The organism is Kitasatospora sp. NPDC101447, from assembly GCF_044767225.1.
Classification (GTDB): domain Bacteria; phylum Actinomycetota; class Actinomycetes; order Streptomycetales; family Streptomycetaceae; genus Kitasatospora.
Map to the genome: position 1 here is coordinate 446,172 of NZ_JBIWNL010000002.1, position 22,212 is coordinate 468,383.

General features: G+C 73.6%; 18 protein-coding genes. 10 read left to right on the top strand and 8 right to left on the bottom strand.

Translation table 11 applies throughout. The features are described 5' to 3' along the window. Window positions 1-13 precede the first annotated feature (13 nt). The gene (gene bioB / locus ACIRST_RS04420) at window positions 14-1,237 is read right to left on the bottom strand and encodes a biotin synthase BioB (protein ID WP_402799959.1); all 1,224 of its coding nucleotides are present in this window, start codon (window positions 1,235-1,237) and stop codon (window positions 14-16) included. A gap of 259 nt (window positions 1,238-1,496) precedes the next feature. Between bioB and ACIRST_RS04425 the strand changes: the two genes are divergently transcribed. Beyond that, window positions 1,497-2,405 carry a hypothetical protein gene (locus ACIRST_RS04425; RefSeq protein WP_402799961.1) on the top strand — a complete coding sequence of 303 codons (909 nt, stop codon included), beginning with the start codon at window positions 1,497-1,499 and terminating at the stop codon, window positions 2,403-2,405. Window positions 2,406-2,548: 143 nt separating this feature from the next. Here ACIRST_RS04425 and ACIRST_RS04430 read toward each other — a convergent pair whose 3' ends face one another. Next, on the bottom strand, window positions 2,549-5,041 hold the full coding sequence (locus ACIRST_RS04430; protein WP_402800142.1) for a DEAD/DEAH box helicase: 2,493 nt from the start codon (window positions 5,039-5,041) through the stop codon (window positions 2,549-2,551). Window positions 5,042-5,220: 179 nt separating this feature from the next. On the opposite strand from ACIRST_RS04430, the gene ACIRST_RS04435 reads away from it, so the two are divergent. Further along, the gene (locus tag ACIRST_RS04435) at window positions 5,221-6,420 is read left to right on the top strand and encodes an 8-amino-7-oxononanoate synthase (protein WP_402799963.1); all 1,200 of its coding nucleotides are present in this window, start codon (window positions 5,221-5,223) and stop codon (window positions 6,418-6,420) included. A 38-nt stretch (window positions 6,421-6,458) separates the two neighbouring features. Then, the gene (locus tag ACIRST_RS04440) at window positions 6,459-6,944 is read left to right on the top strand and encodes a hypothetical protein (RefSeq protein WP_402800144.1); all 486 of its coding nucleotides are present in this window, start codon (window positions 6,459-6,461) and stop codon (window positions 6,942-6,944) included. Between the two features lie 10 nt (window positions 6,945-6,954). Here the strand turns inward: ACIRST_RS04440 and ACIRST_RS04445 are convergent, their stop codons facing one another. After that, window positions 6,955-7,602, bottom strand: coding sequence for a GNAT family N-acetyltransferase (locus tag ACIRST_RS04445; RefSeq protein WP_402799965.1), 648 nt, complete (start codon window positions 7,600-7,602; stop codon window positions 6,955-6,957). Between the two features lie 60 nt (window positions 7,603-7,662). Next, window positions 7,663-8,670, bottom strand: a complete 1,008-nt coding sequence (gene ligD / locus ACIRST_RS04450) for a non-homologous end-joining DNA ligase (protein WP_402799967.1) — start codon at window positions 8,668-8,670, stop codon at window positions 7,663-7,665. A 66-nt stretch (window positions 8,671-8,736) separates the two neighbouring features. Here ligD and ACIRST_RS04455 point away from each other — a divergent pair, with 66 nt between their 5' ends. Next, complete coding sequence (locus ACIRST_RS04455; RefSeq protein ID WP_350525760.1) at window positions 8,737-9,798, top strand: ATP-dependent DNA ligase; 1,062 nt, start codon at window positions 8,737-8,739, stop codon at window positions 9,796-9,798. Between the two features lie 100 nt (window positions 9,799-9,898). Here ACIRST_RS04455 and ACIRST_RS04460 read toward each other — a convergent pair whose 3' ends face one another. Further along, entirely contained in the window at window positions 9,899-11,329 is a 1,431-nt protein-coding gene (locus ACIRST_RS04460) for a serine hydrolase domain-containing protein (RefSeq protein ID WP_402799971.1), read from the bottom strand. Window positions 11,330-11,850: 521 nt separating this feature from the next. Between ACIRST_RS04460 and tdh the strand changes: the two genes are divergently transcribed. Next, window positions 11,851-12,879 (top strand): L-threonine 3-dehydrogenase, encoded by a 1,029-nt coding sequence (tdh, locus tag ACIRST_RS04465; protein ID WP_350525762.1) that lies wholly within the window; start codon window positions 11,851-11,853, stop codon window positions 12,877-12,879. 30 nt (window positions 12,880-12,909) lie between these two features. Next, a complete protein-coding gene (locus ACIRST_RS04470; protein ID WP_350525763.1) occupies window positions 12,910-14,103 on the top strand; it encodes a glycine C-acetyltransferase in 1,194 nt (397 codons plus the stop codon). A gap of 254 nt (window positions 14,104-14,357) precedes the next feature. Here the strand turns inward: ACIRST_RS04470 and ACIRST_RS04475 are convergent, their stop codons facing one another. Then, the gene (locus ACIRST_RS04475; RefSeq protein ID WP_402799974.1) at window positions 14,358-15,935 is read right to left on the bottom strand and encodes a TolB family protein; all 1,578 of its coding nucleotides are present in this window, start codon (window positions 15,933-15,935) and stop codon (window positions 14,358-14,360) included. 183 nt (window positions 15,936-16,118) lie between these two features. Continuing rightward, a complete protein-coding gene (locus tag ACIRST_RS04480) occupies window positions 16,119-17,597 on the bottom strand; it encodes a hypothetical protein (RefSeq protein ID WP_402799976.1) in 1,479 nt (492 codons plus the stop codon). A 313-nt stretch (window positions 17,598-17,910) separates the two neighbouring features. Between ACIRST_RS04480 and ACIRST_RS04485 the strand changes: the two genes are divergently transcribed. Further along, on the top strand, window positions 17,911-18,822 hold the full coding sequence (locus ACIRST_RS04485; protein WP_350525766.1) for a LysR family transcriptional regulator: 912 nt from the start codon (window positions 17,911-17,913) through the stop codon (window positions 18,820-18,822). Window positions 18,823-19,006: 184 nt separating this feature from the next. Here the strand turns inward: ACIRST_RS04485 and ACIRST_RS04490 are convergent, their stop codons facing one another. Further along, window positions 19,007-19,210, bottom strand: a complete 204-nt coding sequence (locus ACIRST_RS04490) for a hypothetical protein (protein ID WP_402799979.1) — start codon at window positions 19,208-19,210, stop codon at window positions 19,007-19,009. Between the two features lie 82 nt (window positions 19,211-19,292). Between ACIRST_RS04490 and ACIRST_RS04495 the strand changes: the two genes are divergently transcribed. The 3 genes from ACIRST_RS04495 to ACIRST_RS04505 all read left to right on the top strand — a co-directional run bounded on the left by ACIRST_RS04495 (window position 19,293) and on the right by ACIRST_RS04505 (window position 22,199). Next, window positions 19,293-19,835, top strand: a complete 543-nt coding sequence (locus ACIRST_RS04495; protein ID WP_350525768.1) for a TetR/AcrR family transcriptional regulator — start codon at window positions 19,293-19,295, stop codon at window positions 19,833-19,835. Window positions 19,836-20,016: 181 nt separating this feature from the next. After that, window positions 20,017-21,171 carry an alpha/beta hydrolase-fold protein gene (locus ACIRST_RS04500; RefSeq protein ID WP_350525769.1) on the top strand — a complete coding sequence of 385 codons (1,155 nt, stop codon included), beginning with the start codon at window positions 20,017-20,019 and terminating at the stop codon, window positions 21,169-21,171. Between the two features lie 74 nt (window positions 21,172-21,245). Beyond that, entirely contained in the window at window positions 21,246-22,199 is a 954-nt protein-coding gene (locus ACIRST_RS04505; RefSeq protein ID WP_402799982.1) for a Gfo/Idh/MocA family protein, read from the top strand. The last annotated feature ends 13 nt before the right edge of the window (window positions 22,200-22,212 follow it).

Genomic DNA, 22,212 nt, shown 5'->3' on the forward strand with positions numbered 1-22,212 from the left:
GGTCTCCGGAGGATCAGGCGTTGGGCGCGAGTTCGGTGCCGGCGCCGCGGCGGCGGACCTTGACGAGGTCGCTGCGGAGCTCGTCCTCCGCTTCCTCCGCCGCCGGGGCGCCGGCGTCGGCCTGCGCCGGGGCGTGGGAGTGCCCGCCGCAGGGGCCGCAGCCGCCACCGCTGCCGCAGGCCGAGGCCGCGGTGCCGCAGCCGCCGCCGGCCTGGGCGGCCTCGGCGATGTCGGCGCGGTGGCGCGGCAGGGTGGCCTCGCCGGCGCCCTCGACCTCGAAGCCGGCGTCCTTGATCATGTCGAGGTCGGCCTGGCCGGCCTGGCCCTCGCTGGTCAGGTAGTCGCCGAGGAAGATGGAGTTGGCGATGTGCAGGCCGAGCGGCTGCATGGTGCGCAGGTGCACCTCGCGGCCGCCGGCGATCCGCACCTCGGTGTCCGGGTTGACGAAGCGGACCATCGCGAGGATGCGCAGGCAGCGCTGCGGGGTGAGGTTCCACTCCTTGGCGAGCGGGGTGCCCTCGAAGGGGATCAGGAAGTTGACCGGGACGGAGTCCGAGCCGAGCTCGCGCAGCGCGAACACCACGTCGACCAGGTCCTCGTCGGTCTCGCCCATGCCCGCGATCAGGCCGGAGCAGGCGGACAGGCCCGCGCCGTGCGCCTTCTGCACGGTGTCGACCCGGTCCGCGTAGGTGTGGGTCTTGGTGATGGCCCCGTAGGTGTTCTCGGAGGTGTTGAGGTTGTGGTTGTAGGCGTCGGCGCCGGCCGCCTTGAGGCGCTCCGCCTGGTTGTCGGAGAGCAGGCCGAGGCAGACGCAGATCTCGACCGCGGGGTCGGCCTCCTTGATGGCGGCCATGGTGTCGGTGACCCGGTCGATGTCGCGGTCCGTCGGGCCGCGGCCGCTGGCGACCAGGCAGACCCGCTTGGCGCCGCCGGCCACGCCGGCCCGGGCGGCGTCGGCGGCCTGGTCCGGCTTGAGCCAGGTGTACTTGAGGATCTCGGCCTTGGACCCGAGCCGCTGCGAGCAGTACGAGCAGTCCTCCGGGCAGAGCCCGCTCTTGAGGTTCACCAGGTAGTTGAGCTTGACCCGGCGGCCGAACCAGCGGCGGCGCACCTTGCCGGCCGCGGCGACCACGTCGAGCAGCTCGTCGTCGGTGGTGGCGAGGACGGCCAGGGCCTCCTCGCGGGTCGGGACTTCGCCGCGCAGGCCCTTGGCGGTGAGGGTATCGAGCAGATCCATGGGGCGATCCTGCCTGTTCGTGATCGAGCGGCGCCAGAGCAAACCCGCCAGAAGATCGGTGCGAGGATGTGCCGATTGCCACAGTGTCGAAGCTCACGGCTCCGCCGCTGGTCACGAGCTTGACGTGAACCCGGAGTGAAGGTTACTGGCGGGTAGCCGTCGTGACGGGCCGAGGGTGCGGGCGGCCCCGAGCGGACGATGATCCACAACTGCCGCCCCCGTGATCCACGCCACCCCCGGGATGCTTAGAATCTGCGCCATGACCACGCAGGGGGAGCGCACCCCGACTCCGGGAGAGGGCCAGGACGGCCGGGCAGGACAGCGGACCGGCGGGGGCGCCGACGACGGCATCGGCCAGGGCGCCGACCGCAGGCGGGGCCGGCGGCTGAGCGGCCGTCGGGCGGCGGGCTGGGTCGTCGTGGCCGGCGTGGTCGTGGCCGGCGGGTGGATCATCACCCGCCCGATGCCCGGTGACTACATACCCGGACTCGGCCCGTCCACCAAGGACTCCTCCAAGACCCCGCCGGTGGTCGGCGCCGCTCCGCCGCGCACCGACTCCGAGAGCCTCAACGTCGACAACTACTTCCCGGCCCAGCGCCCGGTCGAGGTCGGCACCTACAAGGCGCGGCGCAACGGCGCCCGGCAGGGCGAGAACTGCGCCGAGGTGCTCCAGGACCGCGCCCAGGACCCGCTGAAGGACAGCGGCTGCCAGTCCTACCTGGCCGTCAGCTTCAGCGGCCAGGACCGCCCGGTGCTCAGCAGCGTCACCCTGCTGCGCTTCCCGGACCAGGCGTCCGCCGCCAAGGCCGCCGAAGCCCTGCGGGCCAAGCCCGGATCGGTCGCCTTCATCCTCGCCGACGCCAACCCCGCCCCGGCGCCGCCCGCCGGCACCAAGACCGGCGGCGACCCGCGGGTCGAGACGGTCGGGCACTACGTGACGGTCACCAGCTCGCGGACCGGCGACGGCCGGCCGGCCGCCTCCGCCACGGGCACCCCGGGTGCTCCGGCCGCCACCCCGGGCGGCGCGAGCGCCACGGGTGCGCCGGGTGCGCCCACCGGCGGGACCCCGACGCCGACCGGAACTCCGGCGCCCAGCACCGAGCAGACCCTGGACGAGGCCACCCGCGCGATCTCCTACGCGGCCGGCTCGCAGTTCATGTGGATGTGACGGACGCGCAGGGGTGTACGCCGCGAGGCTGAACACCCGAGGGTGCACGCCGCGAGGCTGAACGCCCGAGATTGAACACCTGAGGCTGAACGCCGCGAGGGGGCCCGGCAACGCCGGGCCCCCTCGGGCGTTGTGACGAGCCGTCAACCGCCGAGCCGGTCCACCGCGGTCACCCGCACCACCGCCCGGCCCTCCTCGTCGGAGCCGTACAGGTCCACCTCGGCGCTGATGCCCCAGTCGTGGTCGCCCTCGGGGTCGTCGAAGATCTGCCGGACCCGCCAGGCGGAGTCCTCCTCCTCGATGATGAGCATCTTCGGGCCGCGCGCGTTCGGGCCGGTACCGAGGTCGTCGTACTCCTCCCAGTACCCGTCCATGGCGTCCGCCCAGCGGTCCGCGTCCCAGCCGTACTCGCCGTCCAGCTCGGCGAGCTCCTCGTAGTGCTCCAGCGCACACAGCTCGACCCGGCGGAACATCTCGTTGCGCACCAGCACCCGGAAGGCCCGCGCGTTGGCCGTGACCGGCGCCGGCTTGTCGTCCAGCCGCACCTCGGCGGCCTGCGGCTCCGTCGGGTTGGCCAGCTGCTCCCACTCGTCCAGCAGGCTGGAGTCGACCTGGCGGACCAGCTCGCCGAGCCAGGCGATGACGTCCTTCAGGTCGTCGGTCTTCACGTCCTCGGGGACGGTCTGCTCCAGCGCCTTGAAGGCGCCCGCCAGGTAGCGCAGCACGATGCCCTCGGTGCGGGCCAGCTCGTAGAAGCCGACGTAGTCCGAGAAGGTCATCGCCCGCTCGTACAGGTCGCGGACCACGGACTTCGGCTGCAGCTGGTGGTCGCCGATCCACGGGTGCGCCCGGCGGTACACCTCGTACGCGTGGGTGAGCAGCTCCTCCAGCGGCTTCGGGTAGGTGATCTCCTGGAGCCGCTCCATCCGCTCCTCGTACTCGATGCCGTCCCGCTTCATCTCGCCGACGGCCTCGCCGCGCGCCTTGTTCTGCTGCGCGGCGAGGATCTGGCGCGGGTCGTCGAGGGTCGCCTCGACGACCGAGATCACGTCCATCGCGTACGAGGGCGAGGTCGGGTCGAGGAGTTCGAAGGCGGCCAGCGCGAAGGTCGACAGCGGCTGGTTGAGCGCGAAGTTCTCCTGGAGGTCCAGCGTGAGGCGGACGATCCGGCCCTCGGCGTCCGGCTCCGGCAGCCGCTCCACCACGCCGCCCTCCAGCAGCGAACGGTAGATGGCGATCGCGGTGCGGATGTGCCGGCGCTGCGCGGTCCTGTCCTCGTGGTTGTCGGTGAGCAGCTTGCGCATCGCCTCGAAGGCGTTGCCCGGGCGGCCGATCACCGACAGCAGCATCGCGTGGCTCACCTTGAACCGGGAGACCAGCGGCTCCGGGTCGGCGCCGATCAGCTTCTCGAAGGTCTCCTCGGTCCAGCCGACGAAGCCCTCCGGCGCCTTCTTGCGCACCACCTTGCGCTTCTTCTTCGGGTCGTCCCCGGCCTTCGCGATCGCCTTGTCGTTCTCGATCACGTGCTCCGGAGCCTGCGCCACCACCTGGCCGACGGTGTCGAAGCCGGCCCGGCCCGCGCGACCGGCGATCTGGTGGAACTCACGGGCGCGCAGGATGCGCACACGCTGTCCGTCGTACTTGGACAGGGCCGTGAACAGCACCGTGCGGATCGGCACGTTGACGCCGACGCCGAGCGTGTCCGTCCCGCAGATCACCTTCAACAGGCCCGCCTGGGCGAGGCGTTCGACCAGCCGGCGGTACTTCGGCAGCATGCCCGCGTGGTGCACGCCGATGCCGTGGCGCACGAACCGGGACAGGTTGCGGCCGAACTTGGTGGTGAAGCGGAAGTTGCCGATCAGGTCGGCGATGGCCTCCTTCTCCGCCTTCGAGCACATGTTGATGCTCATCAGCGACTGGGCCCGCTCCACCGCCTCCTTCTGCGTGAAGTGCACGACGTAGACCGGCGCCTGGCCGGTCTGCAGCAGCTCCTCCAGCGTGTCGTGCATGCTGGTGCGGCGGTAGTCGTAGAACAGCGGGACCGGGCGGGTCGCGTTGCGGACCACCGTCGTCGGACGGCCGGTCCGGCGGGTCAGGTCCTCCTCGAAGCGGCGGACGTCGCCCAGCGTCGCCGACATCAGCAGGAACTGCGCCTGCGGCAGCTCCAGCAGCGGGATCTGCCAGGCCCAGCCGCGGTCCGGCTCGGCGTAGAAGTGGAACTCGTCCATGACCACCTGGCCGATGTCCGCCCGGGAGCCGTCGCGCAGCGCGATCTGGGCGAGTACCTCGGCGGTGCAGCAGATGATCGGCGCGGTCGGGTTCACGCTCGCGTCGCCGGTCATCATGCCGACCTGCTCGGTGCCGAACATCTTCACCAGGTCGAAGAACTTCTCCGACACCAGCGCCTTGATCGGCGCGGTGTAGAAGGTCCGCTGCCCCTCCGCCAGCGCCGCGAAGTGCGCCCCGGCCGCCACCAGGCTCTTGCCCGACCCGGTCGGCGTCGCCAGGATCACGTTGTTCCCCGAGACCAGCTCGATCAGCGCCTCCTCCTGCGCCGGGTACAGCGTGATCCCCCGCTCCTCCGCCCAGGCGGCGAACGTCTCGTACAGCGCGTCGGGCGTGGCGGGCTTCGGCATCAGATCAAGGAGGGTCACCCGGCTATCTTGCCTGCTCGCCGCCACCCCGGGCAAAGCCCGGTGCCCGGCGGACGGCCCCCTCGCACGGAGACCGTCCGGCCCGGCGAGCCGAACACCTGCCGATCATGTGCCGAGCGGCACATTGATCCCGCTTCGGACGGCGTGCGACAGTGCCGGGCATGAGCCAGCCCCTCGCCTCCGAACCGCGTCCCTCCGTCCTCGCCCCCGAGGCCGTCTTCGACTGGCTCGACGAGGCCGCCGCGCTGCGGGCCGATGCCGGATTGACCCGGACGCTGCGCAGCCGGCCGGCGGAGGACCCGGTGCTGGACCTCGCGGGGAACGACTACCTCGGGCTGACCAGGCACCCGGTGGTGACCCAGGCGGCCGCGGAGGCGGCACTGCGCTGGGGCGGCGGTTCGACGGGCTCGCGGCTGGTGACCGGGACGACCACGCTGCACACCGAACTGGAGGAGGAGCTGGCCGACTTCTACGGGGCCGAGGCGGCGCTGGTGTTCTCCTCCGGCTACACCGCCAACCTGGCCGCGCTCACCGCGCTCACCGACCCGGACACCCTGATCGTGTCCGACGCCTACAACCACGCCTCGCTGATCGACGGCTGCCGGCTCTCCCGCTCCGACGTCCACCGCGCCCCGCACAGCGACCCGGCGGCCGTGGCCGAGGTGCTCGCCGGCCGGGCCCGGCGCCGGGCGCTGGTGGTCACCGACTCGGTGTTCTCGGTGGACGGCGACGCCGCCCCGCTGGCCGCGCTGTCCGAGGCCGTCCGCGCACACGGGGCGGCCCTGCTGGTGGACGACGCGCACGGGCTGGGCGTGCTCGGCCCCGGCGGCACCGGCGCCCTCGCCGCCGCCGGGCTCGCCGGGCGGCCGGACACCGTCGCCACCGTGACGCTCTCCAAGTCCCTCGGCTCCCAGGGCGGCGCCGTCCTCGGGCCGCGCCGGGTGATCCGCCACCTCACCGAGACCGCCCGCACCTTCATCTTCGACACCGGCCTCGCCCCGGCCGCCGCCGGCGCCGCCCTCGCCGCCCTGCGGCTGCTGCGCGCCGAACCCGCCCGGGCCGAGCGCGCCCGCGAGGTGGCCCGCACCCTCGCCCGGCAGCTCACCGCCGCCGGCCTGCACGCCTGCGAGCCGGACGCCGCCGTGGTCTCGGTCCGCGCCCCGGGCCCCGAGGCCGCCGTCGCCTGGGCCGCCGACTGCCGCCGCGCCGGCCTCGCCGTCGGCTGCTTCCGCCCCCCGTCCGTCCCGGACGGCATCTCCCGCCTGCGCCTGACCGCCCGCGGCGACCTCACCGACGGGCAGATCGCCGAGGCGGTCCGGATCATCGCGGACCTGGCCCCGGCGGGCGCCCGACGCGGATGACCGCCCGGCGGGCGAGGACGGGCGGGCAGGACGGCGACCTGCCGGATCCACTGTGGGACGACGTCGCCCGGCTGCTCGACCCCTCGGGCGGCGGCACGCTGCCGGACGTCTACATCGCCGACACCACGGCCGCGGACTGGCAGGCGGTGCTCGACCTCGTCGTCGAGCGGGGCTGGTCGTACGAGTACTCCGAGGGGCGCACCGTCCTCCCGCTCCCGAGGGCCGCGGCGGTACTGTCGCGCCCGGCCGACGCGGAGTGCCCGAACCTGCGCGTGTGGCCGGTCGCCGAGGTGTGCGCGATCTTCCGGTTCCTCGGGGACGAGCAGATCGACTTCGACGTCTCGCTGTGGGAGCTGCAGGGCCAGGAACGGCTCGACGTGCTGTGCGGGTTCCTGGCCGCGATCGGGCGCCGGCTGGGCAAGCCGGTGCCGATGTACTTCGAGGGCGACACCCGGTCGCCGTTCCTCGGGTACGACGTCGAGGCCGACGGCGTCCGGGTGCTGTGGACGGCGGTGGACGGGTGACCGGGAAGAACTACGGCCCCGTCACCAGTAGGGCCTCCGCGCCGACCGGGCGGTAGCCGGCGGCCTGGAAGGCGCGGACGCTGGGGGCGTTGCCGGGGGCCTGCTGGGCCCAGACGGTGCCGCCCCCGGGGACGAGGTGGCGGGCGGCGGTGGCGAGGGCGCGGCCGAGGCCGCGGCCCTGGGCGTGCGGGTCGACCTCGACGGCGCACTCCCAGCGGCCGGCCACCCCGCGGCCGAGGATCAGGACGCCGCCGTCGGCGGTGAACACCCGGACGTCCTCGCGGTAGTGCAGGGCCCGGACCACCCGGGGGTGCTCGCGGTCGCGCACCTCGGAGAGCGGCAGCGGCGGCCCGCCCGGGAGGCGGTCGGCGACGGTCAGCAGGTCGATGTTGTTGACGGTGCGCCCGGTGCGTCCGGCGAAGGCGGTCAGGAAGGGCGGGCAGAGCGGCGCGGACAGCGGGTCGCCCGGGGAGGCGGCGACCGCGTCCCGCACCCAGGCCGGGTCCTCGTCGGTGAAGACGACCGTGTGCGCGGCGAAGGCGATCACCCCGGCCTCGCGCGGCGACGGCTGCGGCAGCACCGTCACCGATCCGTCCGGCGGCGGGAACACCCCGCCCGCCGCGTCCGCCAGGATCCCCGCCAGCCCCCGCACACCCATCGGTGCCCCCCAACCCCTCGAAGACCGTCAGCCTACGTCGCGTCGGCCACGTCCCGCGGGCTACTTCTTGCGGGCCCGGCTCGGCTGGACGCGGGTGGGCTCGCCCGCGGCCTTGGGGTGGTCGGGCGGGTAGGGGAGTTCGCCGAGGCCCTCGTCGTGCAGCTGCTTCTCGTAGAGCTCCAGCAGGCCGTCCAGACGGAACGCCTGGCCCTCCATCTCCGCGTTGAGGTCGCCGAGTTCGGCGAAGCGGGCGGGGACGGTGCGCAGGTCGAAGTCCTCGGGCGAGGCGTCGTCGACCTCGTCCCAGCGCAGCGGGGTGGAGGCGGTGGCGCGGGGGCGGGCGCGCAGCGAGTAGGCGGAGGCGATGGTGCGGTCGCGGGCCATCTGGTTGTAGTCGACGAAGATCCGCTCGCCGCGCTCCTCCTTCCACCACGCGGTGGTGACCTGCCCGGGCATCCGCTGCTCCAGGACCCGGCCGAGGGCGATCACCGCGTGCCGTCCGTCGGTGAAGGTCCACTCCGGCACCAGCGGCACGTACACGTGCAGGCCGCGCCCGCCGGAGGACTTGGGCCAGCCGCGCAGCCCGTGCTCCTCCAGCAGGGCGCGCAGCTCGTGGGCGACGCGGGCGGCGTCGTGGAAGTCGGTGCCGGGCTGCGGGTCGAGGTCGATGCGCAGCTCGTCGACGTGGCCGGTGTCGGAGCGCCGGACCGGCCAGGGGTGGAAGGTGAGGCAGCCCAGGTTGGCGGCCCACAGGACGGCGGCGGGCTCGGTGGGGCAGATCTCGTCGGCGGAGCGGCCGCTGGGGAACTCGATCCGGGCGGTGGGCAGCCAGTCCGGCAGGCCCTTGGGGGCGCGCTTCTGGTAGAAGAACTCGCCGTCGACGCCGTCCGGGAAGCGCTGCAGGGTGGTCGGGCGGTCGCGCAGGCCGCGCAGCACCCCGTCGGCCACGGCGAGGTAGTACTGCGCGACGTCCAGCTTGGTGAAGCCGCGCTCCGGGTAGTACACCTTGTCCGGGTTCGACAGCCGGACGGTGCGCCCGGCGACTTCCAGTTCCACGGCTGAGCCCATGCCCCTCACGCTAAGCGCGCGGGGCCCGGCGCGCGCCCCGAGACCATCGGGGCGAGGATCGGACGCATGGACCTGCCCGTGATGCCGCCGGTGTCGCCGATGCTCGCCAAGTCGGTGGCCGAGATCCCGCCCGGGATGCAGTACGAGGCCAAGTGGGACGGCTTCCGCACCATCGTCTTCCGCGACGGCGCGGAGGTGGAGCTCGGCAGCCGCACCGGCAAGCCGCTGACCAGGTACTTCCCCGAACTGGTCGAGGCCCTGCGGCGTGAGCTGCCGCCGCGCTGCGTGCTGGACGGCGAGGTGGTGATCGCCCGCGACGGCCGGCTGCGCTTCGAGGAACTGCTGGAGCGCATCCACCCCGCCGCGAGCCGGGTGAAGCTCCTCGCCGAGCGGACCCCGGCCTCCTTCGTCGCCTTCGACCTGCTCGCCCTCGGGGACGAGTCCCTGCTGGACGAGCCGCTGTCGGTGCGTCGCCCGGCTCTGGAGGCGGCGCTCGCCGACGCCGCCGACCCGGTGTTCACCGCCCCCGCCGCCACCGACCGGGACCTCGCGCGGACCTGGTTCGCCGAGTTCGAGGGCGCCGGGCTGGACGGGGTGGTCGCCAAGCCGCTGGACCAGCCGTACCGGCCGGGGGAGCGGACCATGTACAAGATCAAGCACGAGCGCACCGCCGACTGCGTGGTGGCCGGCTACCGCGAGCACAAGAGCGGCCCGGTGGTCGGCTCCCTCCTGCTCGGCATCTTCGACGCCGACCGCAAGCTCCAGCACGTCGGCGTCTGCGCCGCCTTCTCGATGGCCCGCCGCCGTGAACTCGCCGAGGAACTGGCCCCGTTGAGGATGGACGACCTCTCCCGGCACCCGTGGGGCGCCTGGGCGGAGGAGGCCGCGCACGCCGAGGGCCGGCTGCCCGGCGCGGTCAGCCGCTGGACCGGCGGCAAGGACCTGTCCTGGATCGCGCTGCGCCCGGAGCGGGTGGTCGAGGTCGCGTACGACCACATGGAGGGCACCCGGTTCCGGCACACCGCGCAGTTCCGCCGCTGGCGGCCGGACCGCACCCCGGAGAGCTGCACCTACGAGCAACTGGAGGAGCCGGTGTCGTACGACCTCGGCAAGGTGCTGGGGATCTGAGCGGCGGGGAGCCGAGGGGGCTCCTACGGAAACACCGCAGGTCCGACCCGGACGTCCGGGTCGGACCTGCGGCACGTGTGCCGGCTCGGGCCGGGCGCGGTCAGGAGATGTGCAGCGTGGCACCGCCGGCCGGCGTCGTCCCGGTCGGCGAGGTGGGGGACGCGGGAGAGGTCGGCGAGGTGGGTGAGGTCGGCGAGCCCGTGGCCCCGGTGGTCGGGGCGGACGCCGAGGGCGATCCCGACCCGGGCGGGGTGGGCAGGGTGTAGACGTTGTTCGGCGAGACGATCTGCGTGATCGCCCGCGCGAGGAACGTCGACGGCTCCGAACCGTCGTGCAGGATGTCGGTGTTGAGCAGGAGGACCAGGCTGGCCTGCGCGGGCGGCAGGTAGATCACCACGCTCTCGTACCCGGGCAGCGAGCCGTTGTGGCCGACCCACCCGTGCGTGGTGAACACCCCGAAGCCGTAGCCGAGGTCGGGGGTGCCGACGCTCACGGTCTTCAGCCGCTCGGCCTGGGTGGCGGCGCTGATCAGCGGCACGCCGGTGGCCAGCACCTTCGACCAGGTCTGCAGGTTGGGGAGGTTGGAGATCACGGCGCCGGCCGCCCAGGCCCAGGACGGGTTCCAGTCGGTGGAGTCCTCGACCGCGCCGCTGAGCGTCTGGTTGGTGTAGCCGTGGGCGTGCGGGGTCGGGAAGGCCGCGTCGGTCGGCAGGCTCGTCCGGTCCAGTCCGGCCGGGGTGAACACCTGCTGCTCCAGGAAGTCCTGCAGCGGCTGCCCACCGACCTTCTCGACGACCAGGCCTAGCAGGATCAGGTTGGTGTTGGAGTACTCGAACTTGGCGTTCGGTGCGAAGTTCGCCGGGTGCTTGAACGAGTACGCGAGCAGCTCCTCCGGGGTGAAGGGGCGGTCCGGGTTGCTGAAGAACGCCTGCTGGAAGTCCGGGTCCAGGGTGTAGTTGTACAGGCCGCTGCGCATGTCGCCGAGCTCGCGGATGGTGATGTTGTCGCCGCCGGGCACGCCCGGGATGTACTTGGAGATCGGGTCGTCCAGGCCCACCTTGCCCTGGTCCACCAGCCGCAGGACGCCCGTGGTCGTGAAGGTCTTGGTGACGCTGCCGATCCGCATGTAGAGGTCCGGCGACATCGGGGTGTCGGCGACCTTGTCGGCGGTGCCGAACGAGCGCACGTAGCTGTCGTCGGGGGTGGTGTAGCCGACGATCACCCCGGGGATGTTGACCTCGTTCATCACCTGCTTGATCGCGGCGTCGAGGTGGGCGGCGACGGCGGGGGTGATCGGCACCACGCCCCCGGACGCGGTCGCGGCGGCGGTGCCGCGCGCTCCGCCGGTGCCGGTCGCGGTCGGGCTGAGCGCGGCCGGTTCGGCGGTGACGGCGGGATCGCCGGCCTGCCGGGCGGGCCCGGGGCTCCCGGAGCAGGCGGAGACGGCCAGCAGCCCGGCGAGGGCCAGGGCGGCGGTCGCGCGGCCGGCGGAGCAGGGAGCGGCCGGGCGCGGCCGTCGGGTCTCGGTCATGTGTCGACGCGCCTCTCTGGGGCGATTCTCTGGGTGGTCCTCCGGGCGGTCCTCCGGGGCGGTTCGCCGGGGCGACGGGGCCCGGGCCCGGAGCGCTGCTCCACGGGGCCGCGGGGAAGCGTCGCCACCGTAAGCACCGCACTCGAACGCCCGCGCGTCGGCTGCGGCCGGGCTGGCCCGAACGGACCAAAGCCCACCCGAGTGGCGGGGCGGTGGCTTCGCCGGCGCCCAGGCGCTGTCAAGTACCGGGGCCCGCGCGTCGGTTGGTGTCGTGCGGGGAGCTCCGCGCTCGGCCGGAAGGGTGAGCACCGGCACGCCGCACCCGCCGTCGGCCGCTGCTCGGGCACGATCGTTCAGCCCAGCTGTGGCCGCCGTTAAGAATTCCTCGATGGACCGCACCCCCTCCCACCAGGCAGATTTCTGCCTGCCCGGAGTGCGTCCGTCAGGACCGGCCGAACCGGGCCGCCCCGGCCTGCCCGACTCCCGAAGGCCGTCCCCCCGCACGTCAGGAGCCGCCGCCCGTGAAGGCACTCGTCAAGCAGCAGGCCGAGCCCGGCCTCTGGATGATCGATGTCCCGAAGCCCGAGATCGGCCCCGGTGAGGTGCTGATCAAGGTGCTGCGGACCGGCATCTGCGGCACCGACCTGCACATCCGCAAGTGGGACGGCTGGGCGCAGCAGACCATCCGGACCCCGCTGGTGCTCGGCCACGAGTTCGTCGGCGAGGTCGCCGAGCTCGGCGCCGGCGTCGCGGACATCGCGATCGGCGACCTGGTCAGCGGCGAGGGCCACCTGGTCTGCGGCAAGTGCCGCAACTGCCTGGCCGGCCGCCGCCACCTGTGCCGCAACACCGTCGGCCTGGGCGTCAACCGCGACGGCGCCTTCGCCGAGTACGTGGCGCTGCCGGCCTCCAACGTCTGGGTGCACCGGGTGCCGGTCGACCTGGACGTGGCCGCGATCTTCGACCCCTTCGGCAACGCCGTGCACACCGCGCTGTCCTTCCCGCTGGTCGGCGAGGACGTGCTGGTCACCGGCGCCGGCCCGATCGGCATCATGGCCGCCGCCGTCGCCAAGCACGCCGGCGCCCGCAACGTGATGATCACCGACGTCTCCCCGTACCGCCTCGACCTGGCCCGCGAGGTCGGCGTGACGCTGGCGCTCAACGTCGCCGAGCACACCATCGAGGAGGGCCAGCAGAAGCTCGGCCTGCGCGAGGGCTTCGACGTCGGCCTGGAGATGTCCGGCCGCCCCGAGGCGATGCAGTCGATGATCGCCAACATGACCCACGGCGGGAAGATCGCCATGCTCGGCCTGCCCGCCGAGCAGTTCCCGGTGGACTGGGCCTCGGTCGTCACCTCGATGATCACCATCAAGGGCATCTACGGCCGCGAGATGTTCGAGACCTGGTACGCGATGTCCGTGCTGCTGGAGGGCGGCCTGGACCTCAGCCCGGTGATCACCGGTCGCTACGCCGCCACCGACTTCGAGGCCGCGTTCGACGACGCCGCGAGCGGCAACTGCGGCAAGATCATCCTCGACTGGACCGCCTGAGCCACCCCGCCCACGCAAAAGGAGCCTGTTGTGTTCGACAACGTGCGCGCCGACGTCGCCGCCACCCTCGACGAGATCCGCGAGGCCGGCCTGTTCAAGCCCGAGCGGGTGATCGGCACCCCGCAGAGCGCCGCCGTCACCGTCACCGGCGGCGGCAAGCCGGGCGAGGTGCTGAACTTCTGCGCCAACAACTACCTCGGACTGGCCGACCACCCCGAGGTGCTGGCCGCCGCCAAGGACGCCCTGGACCGCTGGGGCTACGGCATGGCCTCGGTCCGCTTCATCTGCGGCACCCAGGACGTCCACAAGGAGCTGGAGGACCGCCTCTCGGCGTTCCTCGGCCAGGAGGACACGATCCTCTACTCCTCGTGCTTCGACGCCAACGGCGGTGTCTTCGAGACCCTCCTCGACGCGAACGACGCCGTCATCTCCGACGCGCTGAACCACGCGAGCATCATCGACGGCATCCGGCTCAGCAAGGCCCGCCGCCACCGCTACGCCAACCGCGACATGGCCGACCTGGAGAAGCAGCTCCAGGACACCCAGGACGCCCGCCGCCGCCTGATCGTCACCGACGGCGTCTTCTCCATGGACGGCTACGTCGCCCCGCTGCAGGAGATCTGCGACCTGGCCGACCGCTACGGCGCCATGGTCATGGTCGACGACTCGCACGCCGTCGGCTTCGTCGGCGCGGGCGGCCGCGGCACCCCCGAGCTGCACGGCGTGATGGACCGCGTGGACATCATCACCGGCACCCTCGGCAAGGCCCTCGGCGGTGCGTCCGGCGGCTACGTCGCCGCCCGCCGGGAGATCGTCGCCCTGCTGCGCCAGCGCTCCCGGCCGTACCTGTTCTCCAACTCGCTCGCCCCGGTGATCGCGGCCGCCTCGCTGAAGGTGCTCGACCTCGTCGAGCAGTCCAACGAGCTGCGCGAGCGGCTGGCGGCCAACACCGCGCTGTTCCGCACCAAGATGACCGAGGCCGGCTTCGAGATCCTGCCCGGCGACCACCCGATCGCCCCGGTGATGATCGGCGACGCGGCCGAGGCCGGCAAGCTCGCCGAGCTGCTGCTGGAGCGCGGCGTGTACGTGATCGGGTTCTCCTACCCGGTGGTCCCGCACGGCCAGGCCCGGATCCGGGTCCAGCTGTCCGCCGCGCACTCCACCGAGGACGTCGAGCGCGCCGTCGCGGCCTTCGTGGACGCGCGCGCCGCGATGGGCGAGTAGCACCCCGGGAGCCGCACCCCCGGCGGGCCCGGCAGGGGCCCGCACAGACTGCCCGCGGGCCGGTCCGCTCGGAACCGGACCGGCCCGCGGGCTCATGACCGCCGTGCGGCGGAGGCGCGTCGATGCCTCTCCGCCGCACGGCCCCCAACCACCTGCCCCACCCTCCCGTGACGGGGGCGGGACGCCGGCCCGGCCGACGTCCCGCCCCCGTTCGCGGTTCCCGGGCCCGGCCCGGGAGGCTCCGTGCTCGGGGGTCAGTCGTCGTCCTGGCCCTGGCCCTGGTCCTGCCCCTGGTCGTCGTCGCCGCCGTGGTGGCCGGAGGTGCGGGCGAAGACCTGGGCGTCCGCGGTCGCCGGGCCGGCGGTGCCGGCGACCAGGTTGCCGCTGGTCGAGCCGAAGACCACGGCGTCGCCCGCGGCGTCCACGAAGGGGTCCGTCGAGGAGCCGTTGCCGAACGAGCCGTCCGGCGCGGTGGCGACCCGCTCGGTGCGGCCGGTGCGCAGGTCCTGGCGGTAGACCTCCCAGCCCGGGTGCTGCGGGCCGGCCACCAGGTTGTCGGCGGCGGAGGAGAAGTAGATCCAGCGGTTGTCGGCGGTGATGCTGCCGTGGTCGGAGGTGCCGACCGAGGTGGTGCTGGGCAGGCCGCCGCTGACCTTCGTCACGGTGCCCTTCCGGAGGTCCCGGACGTACAGCACCAGGTGGTACCGGTGGCCGTTGGTCGACCCGCCGGGCTCGGGCAGGGCGTAGACCGCGCGCCGCCCGTCCGGGCTGATCGTCGCGTCGAAGCTCGCGAAGCCGAGCTTGCCGTCGAGGTCGAGGCTCGCGGCGGAGATGCGGCCGGAGTCCACGTCGTACGTGTAGTAGGCGCCGGTGGTCGGCAGGGCCAGGTTCGGGGCGGCCAGGCCCTCGCGGGCGCTGCGGGGCAGGGCGGGGGCGGTGCCCGGGGCCGGCTCGACGTCGGCGGCGGCCGCCGGTGCGGTGGCGGCCCGGGCGGCGGGGGACTGTCCGGCGGGCACCAGGTTGGACGCGAAGGAGGTGAAGCCGACGGTGCGGCCGTCCGCGCTGATCGTCGGGTTGAGGGACATGCTGTCGCCCGGCTTGCCGTCCACGCCGAGCGAGACCAGGCGGGTCCTGCCGGTCCAGCGGTCGGTCACGTAGATGTTGTAGTCCCAGGTGTACGGCCGGGCGAGCGAGGGGGCGTCTGCCCCCAGGCCGGGGACGAGGTCGGTCCGGGCGGACACGAACGCCACGTAGCGGCCGTCCGCGCTGATCGAGGGCGCGTACGAGGCGTGGAACCGGTCGGTGTCGCCGCTGGTGAGCCCGCCGCTGACCAGCTCGGTGCGGCCGGTCCTGCGGTCGCGGACGTACACCTCGGTGCGCCCCTGGACCTGCATGCCGGGCAGCACGTTCTCGGCGTCGCTCTCGAAGGCGACGTAGCGGCCGTCGGCGTTGATCGCGGCGTAGTCGGTGAAGCCGTTCAGCGCCGAGCCGTCGTCGGCCAGGTTGACCCGCTCGGTGCGGCCCGTGCGCAGGTCGCGGACGTAGGCGTCGCGGGCGCTCTTCGCGGGCTGCTCCACCAGGTTCGTGGCCCACGAGGTGAACAGGGCGTAGCGGCCGTCGGCGCTGATCCCCTTGCTCTGGGACTGGTTGTCCGGCGCCGCGCCGTTCACGCCGACGCTGACCTGGACGGTGCCGCGCGGCACGGGCGCGGCCTGGGCCGGTGCGGCGGTCGCGGCCAGCACGGCGGCGGCCGCCAGGAGGCCGGCGGCGCCGGCCGACCGGCGGGTGCGGGTGCCGAAGGCGGTACGGGTGGTGCGGGTGGTGCCGGACATGGGCGTTGCCCTCCCCTGGGATGCGGCGCTGCGCCGGGCTCCCTCCCGGCGACGGGCTCGGGGAGAGCCAAGCGCCGGGAGGGAACGGCGGTCAACGCCCCCGGGTGATCTCGGCGGAAAAGTACGTCAACGGACGTAAACCGCACGGGAGTCAGGCCATCGGGGGCAACGGATCAGGCCATCTCAGAGGAGGCGCCGGAAGACGTCCGCGTTCTGGTTGTCGTCGCCCGGGACGAGGTTGCCGTCGTCGGCGGTGAACAGCAGCGTCGTGCCGAAGGCGTCGACCCTCGGGAAGTAGGACGAGGCGGTGCTCTGCGTGCCGTCCCGGGTGAGGGAGACGCGGTCGGTGTGCCCGGTCCGCGGGTCGTAGCGGAAGACGTCGGTCTGCTCGTTGGTGTCGCCCGGCACCAGGCCGTCGGCGTCGGAGGCGAAGAAGACCCGGTCGTCGAGGGTCATCGTGGCGTTGAAGGAGTCCCTGAGGTCGGTGGTGCCGGGCGGCGGGGTGCTGACCTTGGTGACCCTGCCGGTGGCCAGCTCGTGCAGGAAGACGTCCGAGTGTCGGCCGTGCGAGCCGGGGCGGCCGCCCGGCTGGAAGAGGTTGTAGACGACGTACCGGCCGGAGGGGCTGATCTGCCCGTCCGAGCCGCCGCCCTGCAACGCCCCGCTCTCGTCGAGGCTGGCGCCGGTGATCCTGCCGGTGCGGGCGTCCCACACGTAGTCCGGGTAGGCGCGCAGCCCGGCGAGCCGGGGGCTCGCGCCGCCGACGGCGCTGCGGGCGGTCGTGCGGCCGGTCGTGCGGGCGGTCGTGCGGGCGGCGTCGGGTTCCTCGGGGCTGTCGGCCGTCGCGGTGTCGGCGGTCGTGGCCTCGGCGGCCGGTGGCGTCTCGGCCGACGGGAGCAGGTTGCCGGCCCGGGAGTTGAACGCGATCCGGCTGCCGTCGGCGCTGATCGTCGGGCTGTAGGAGCTGTTGTCGGCCGGGCCGCCGTCGGCGCCGGTGGAGACCACCTTGGTGGCGTGGGTCCAGCGGTCGGTGACGAAGACGTTGGACTTGCCGCGGCGCACGCCGGGGGCGAGGTCGGTGCGGTCGGAGGAGTAGGTCACGTAGCGCCCGTCCCAGCTGACCGCCGGGTCGTGGGCGCTGCGGATGCTCTGGTCGTCGCCGGTGCCGGAGGCGCCGTCGGCGGCGGTGACCAGTTCGGTGCGGCCGGTCCACAGGTCCCGGAGGTAGACGTCGCCGGCGTGCTTCGGCAGCCCGGGCAGCAGGTTGGTCGCGGCGGTGGCGAACGCCACGTACCGGCCGTCGCCGCTGATCGCCGCCTCGCCGGTGCCCGCGTCCAGCGAGGCGCCGTCGTCGGTGACACTGACCCGCTGGAGGTGCCCGTTGCGCAGGTCGCGGACGTAGACGTCACCCCCGGCGCCCGCGCCGCCGGGCAGCAGGTTGCTCGCCGAGGACGAGAACAGGGCGAGACGGCCGTCGCCGCTCAGACCGAGCGCGAGGGACTCGCGGTCGAGCCCCTCGCCCTTGGGCCCCTCGCTGACCCGGGCGGTGTCGCCCTTGGGCGGCCGGGCCTCGGCGGCGGGCATCGCGGCGCCGACCGCGGTCACGACGGCCAGGACGCAGGCGGTGCGGGCCAGCCGGCGACGGGTGCGTGCGGTGGTCATCGATCATCCTCCCCAGATGTCGGTGCCGGGCCCGCTCGACCCCCGCGGCCCGGTTCGGCACGAGCCAAGCGCCGGGCGGCGCCGGTGGTCAACGAACGGAAGCGATCTCGTCCGGAAATACGCCACCGGCTGTACCTCCGGCCGGAAGCGGGCCGTGCGGGCCGTGCGGGCCGTGCGGCGGTGCGGTGCCGGTCCGCTGCGGTGGTTCGGGGAGGGTGCTCGCTGCGCCTGGCCGCCGCGCTGGGGTCGCTCCGATGTGCCGGGTTCGGTCCGGGGCGCCCGGTCCACTCCGCCGCGCTGGCAGAATTGGCCTGTGATCGACGCACGACGGCTGCGGACCCTGCGGGCCGTGGCGGACCACCGCACCGTGACCGCCGCGGCGGCCGCCCTCTACCTGACCCCCTCCGCGGTCTCCCAGCAGCTGGCCGCCCTGGAGCAGGAGACCGGGCACCACCTGCTCGCCCGCGAGGGCCGCGGCGTGCGGCTGACCGCCGCCGGGGAGATCCTGCTCGGCCACGCCGACGTCGTGCTCGCCCAGCTGGAGCGGGCCGAGGCCGACCTCGCCGCCTACAGCGCGGGCGTCTCCGGGGAGGTCACGGTCGCCTCCTTCGCCACCGGCATCGGGCTGGTGCTCGCCCCCGCCATCGGGCTGCTCGGCGAGCGCGCGCCGGGCGTGCGGCTCAAGGTGCTGGACGCGGAGGGCGACGCCAGCCTGCCGATGGTCCTGGACGGCCGGGCCGACCTCGCGGTGGCCGTCGAGTACCGCGGCGCACCGCGCGCCGACGACGCCCGGCTGACCCGGGTGCCGCTGTACGCCGAGCCCTTCGAGGCCGTCCTGCCGCTCGGCCACCGGCTGGCCGGCGAGTCCGGCCCGCTCGCCGTCGCCGAGCTCGCCGACGAGCCCTGGATCGGCCCCTACCCGGGCAACCCCTGCCACGACGTGGTCCTGCTGGCCTGCGAGAACGCCGGGTTCCAGCCCCGGCTGCTGCACTCCTCCGACGACTTCCGCGCCGTGGTGGCGCTGGCCTCGGCGGGCGCCGGGGTCGCGCTCGTCCCGCGCTCGGCGCTGCGCGGGGTGGACCTCTCCCGGGTGGCGGTCCGCCCGGTGGACAGCGAGCTCGCCACCCGTAGGGTCTTCGCCGCCGTCCGGGCCGGCGCCGACGGGCACCCGCTGATCCGCCCGGTCCTCGACGCCCTCGCCGAAGCGGCCGCCGCGGGCGCGTAGCGCCGGGCCGGTGCGTCCGGAGGGCGCGGGGTGCCGGGACGACGCGGGGGTCCGGAAAGGCCTGTGCGGCTGCTCGGCGTCCCGGGTCGGGCGGCCGCGCCGGGTGCAGGTGGCGTGGCGTCCCGGCGCGGGCGGCCGTGCAGCCGCCGGTCCGTGGGGGCGGTCGGGTGTCCGACCGCCTGGGTCACCAGGTGGTGAGGGTGATCAGCCGGACGGCGGGGGCGGAGACCACCTGCACCGTCCCGGTGCCGGGGATCCGCAGCTTGACGAACCCGCCCTGGAACGACACCAGCGCCCGGGGCACCGAGGCGACGACCCGGCCGTCGCCGTTCATCACCGTGTAGCCGTCGACCAGTTCGACACTGGCCTCGGCCCAGTCCTCGTTCATGCGTCCCCCCGCTGTACGACTGTCCCGGTGAAACGGTACCGATCGGTGCCGTTTGGCGTCAAGGGTGGTTAGGATCGGTGGCATGGCAGTCAACGCACGGGCGCGCCTGCTGAACACGGCAGAGTCCCTCTTCTACGCCAACGGGATCCACGCGGTCGGGGTGGAGCGCATCCTGTCCGAGTCCGGCGTGGGCCGGGCGTCCTTCTACCGGCACTTCGCCGGCAAGGAGGCCCTGGTGACGGCGGTCCTGGAGGGCCGTGACGAACGGTTCCGGGCCTGGCTCGCCGAGCGGGTCGCGGCCCACGGCGGCCACCCGCTGCACGTCTTCGACGCGCTCGCCGAACGGTTCGCGGCGCAGGACTACCGCGGCTGCGTCGCGATCAACACGATGACCGAGATCGCCGACCCCGCCAGCCCGGCGCGCGAGATGGCGGCGCTGCACAAGCGGCGCGTCGTCGAACTGGTGGAGCAGCTCATGCGGAACGCCGACATCCCCGAACCGGCCTCCCGCGCCCGGGAGTTCGCCCTGCTGATGGACGGCGCCATCGTCACCGCCCTGCGCGAGGGCACCCCGGACGCCGCCTGGCGCGCCCGCGGCATCGCGGAGTCCCTGCTGGCCGCCTGAGCCGCCGCGGCGACCGCGCTCGCCCCCGGATTCGGCCGCGGCCTCGACCCCGGGGCCGACCGGGACGGACGGCTGCTCCCAGGAACCTTCCAGGAAGGGGCAACCGAACAGCCGTTCCGAGCCGTCTCCCGTGCGACCGGGCACACGGGCCCGGACGGCACAGAAACCGGGCACGCACGCAATGAACCTGACTGGCACTCCCGTTCTCGTCCTCACCATCGTCCTGTTCGGCGCCGCCCTGGCGCTGGCCATGGCGCAATGGCTGGGCAGAGGCCGCCTCCTGGGGCCGGCCCGGACGGTGGAGGGGCGGCGCAGGCCGCTGCGCGCGCTCTCGTACCTCGGCACGGTGCTGCTCTGTCAGTTCACCGCCGTGGCGATGGTCTTCGTGATCGTCAACGACGAGAACCAGCTGTACGACACCTGGGGCGACCTGCTGGGCACCGCCAGCCACGTCCGGGCCGTGCCGGAGCCCCCGAAGGACGAGGGCCTGACCGGCGGCCCGTCCGGAGCCCCCGTGGCGAAGGTGCCGCAGGCCTTCCACGCGCCCGACTCGGACGCGGTGCCCAGGAACGTGAAGCAGGCCGACCTCAAGGGCAGGCTCTCCGGAGTCGACGGCGAGGTGCTGGTCTGGACGCCGCCGCAGTACGACGACCCGGCGTTCAAGGACAAGACCTTCCCGGTGGTCGAACTGCTCGTCGGGTACCCCGGATCCTCCAGCGCCTGGTTCGGCGACGACGCCATGGCGGTGACGAAGCAGCTCGAACCGTTGATGAAGTCCGGTCAGGTGACGCCGTTCATCCTGGTCGCACCGCGCGTCACCCTCCTCGGCAAGAACGACAGCGGGTGCGCCGACATCCCGGGCAAGGTCAACGCCGAGACGTGGCTCTCCCGGGACGTCCCGCAGATGGTCGTCGACAACTTCCGGGCCGACGCCACCGCGGACCGCTGGGCCGTGTCCGGCTACTCGGCCGGCGCGCACTGCGCCCTGCGCCTCGCGCTCTCCCACCCCAACCGCTACCGCGCCGCGGTCAGCATGTCCGGCTACAACGACCCGGCCGGTGAGCCGAGTTCACTGACCGGCAAGGACGCGAAGCTGCGGGAGAGCGACAACCCGCTGAACATCCTCACCCACGCCACGACCCCGCCGAACGTCGCGCTCTACGTGACCGGCAAGCGGGGCGACGGGCTGGAGGACGGGCTCGCCCTCCAGCGCGCGGCGAAGAGCCCGACCACCGTCACCCCGTTCGAGACCACCGGACCGCACCTGACCTCGACCTGGAAGCCCCTGGTCGTTCCGACCTTCACGTGGCTGACCGGCATCATCCCGCCCCGCTGACGGGTTGGTGGAGCACGGGAGCGGGTGCATAGGGTGGCGGGTGACGGTGTCGGCGCGCGTGTGTGGAGAATCCGATGAGTACGACCTCTGTTCCTGACGGCCCGCTCCCGGTGGGGGTCATCGGGCTCGGTGACATCGCGCAGAAGGCGTACCTGCCGGTCCTGACCGCGCTGCCGGGGCTGGACCTGCGCCTGATGACCCGGGACGCGGCGAAGCTGGACCGGATCGGGGACGCGCACCGGATCGCCCCGGAGAAGCGCTTCACCGATCTGGGGGAGCTGATCGGCAGCGGGATCCGGGCGGCGTTCGTCCATGCCGCGACCAGCCAGCACGTGCCGATCGTGGAGCAGTTGCTGACGGCCGGCGTGGACGTGTACGTGGACAAGCCGCTGGACTACACCGTGGACGGCTCCCGCCGGCTGGTCGACCTCGCCGACCGTACGGGCCGCTCGCTGATGGTCGGCTTCAACCGGCGCCACGCGCCCGGCTACGTCCAGGCCAAGGAGCGCCCGCGCGACCTCATCGTGCTGCAGAAGAACCGCGAGGGCCTGCCCGAGGAGGCCCGCGCCCTCGTCTACGACGACTTCATCCACGTGGTGGACGTGCTGCGCTTCCTCGTCCCCGGCGAGATCGAGCACGTGGACGTCCGCTCGCGGGTGCGGGACGGCCTGGTGGAGCACGTGGTGCTCACCCTCGCCGGGCAGGGCTTCACCGCGCTGGGGATCATGAACCGGCTCTCCGGCTCGACCGAGGAGGTGCTGGAGGTCTCCGGTGGCGACTCCAAGCGCGAGGTGCACAACCTCGCCGAGGTGATCGACCACCGCGGTCAGCCCACCGTCCGCCGCCGCGGGGACTGGGTGCCGGTCGCCCGGCAGCGCGGCATCGAGCAGTGCGTGCTCGCCTTCCTCGACGCCGTCCGCACCGGCAGGACCCTCGACGCCCACGACGCGCTGCGCACCCACGAGCTGTGCGAGCTGGTCGTCGAGCGGATCGAGTCTTCCTGGGAGTCCGCTGGGAGCGGGCTGTGAGCACGCTGGACTG

Coding starts and splice junctions, on each gene's coding strand:
- ACIRST_RS04495 (WP_350525768.1), top strand. CDS start 19,293: ATGGCAGTCAACGCACGGGCGCGCCTGCTGAACACGGCAGAGTCCCTC.
- ACIRST_RS04435 (WP_402799963.1), top strand. CDS start 5,221: ATGAGCCAGCCCCTCGCCTCCGAACCGCGTCCCTCCGTCCTCGCCCCC.
- ACIRST_RS04490 (WP_402799979.1), bottom strand. CDS start 19,210: ATGAACGAGGACTGGGCCGAGGCCAGTGTCGAACTGGTCGACGGCTAC.
- ACIRST_RS04475 (WP_402799974.1), bottom strand. CDS start 15,935: ATGTCCGGCACCACCCGCACCACCCGTACCGCCTTCGGCACCCGCACC.
- ligD (WP_402799967.1), bottom strand. CDS start 8,670: ATGGGCTCAGCCGTGGAACTGGAAGTCGCCGGGCGCACCGTCCGGCTG.
- bioB (WP_402799959.1), bottom strand. CDS start 1,237: ATGGATCTGCTCGATACCCTCACCGCCAAGGGCCTGCGCGGCGAAGTC.
- ACIRST_RS04460 (WP_402799971.1), bottom strand. CDS start 11,329: ATGACCGAGACCCGACGGCCGCGCCCGGCCGCTCCCTGCTCCGCCGGC.
- ACIRST_RS04425 (WP_402799961.1), top strand. CDS start 1,497: ATGACCACGCAGGGGGAGCGCACCCCGACTCCGGGAGAGGGCCAGGAC.
- ACIRST_RS04500 (WP_350525769.1), top strand. CDS start 20,017: ATGAACCTGACTGGCACTCCCGTTCTCGTCCTCACCATCGTCCTGTTC.
- ACIRST_RS04430 (WP_402800142.1), bottom strand. CDS start 5,041: ATGCCGAAGCCCGCCACGCCCGACGCGCTGTACGAGACGTTCGCCGCC.
- ACIRST_RS04445 (WP_402799965.1), bottom strand. CDS start 7,602: ATGGGTGTGCGGGGGCTGGCGGGGATCCTGGCGGACGCGGCGGGCGGG.
- ACIRST_RS04455 (WP_350525760.1), top strand. CDS start 8,737: ATGGACCTGCCCGTGATGCCGCCGGTGTCGCCGATGCTCGCCAAGTCG.
- ACIRST_RS04505 (WP_402799982.1), top strand. CDS start 21,246: ATGAGTACGACCTCTGTTCCTGACGGCCCGCTCCCGGTGGGGGTCATC.
- ACIRST_RS04480 (WP_402799976.1), bottom strand. CDS start 17,597: ATGACCACCGCACGCACCCGTCGCCGGCTGGCCCGCACCGCCTGCGTC.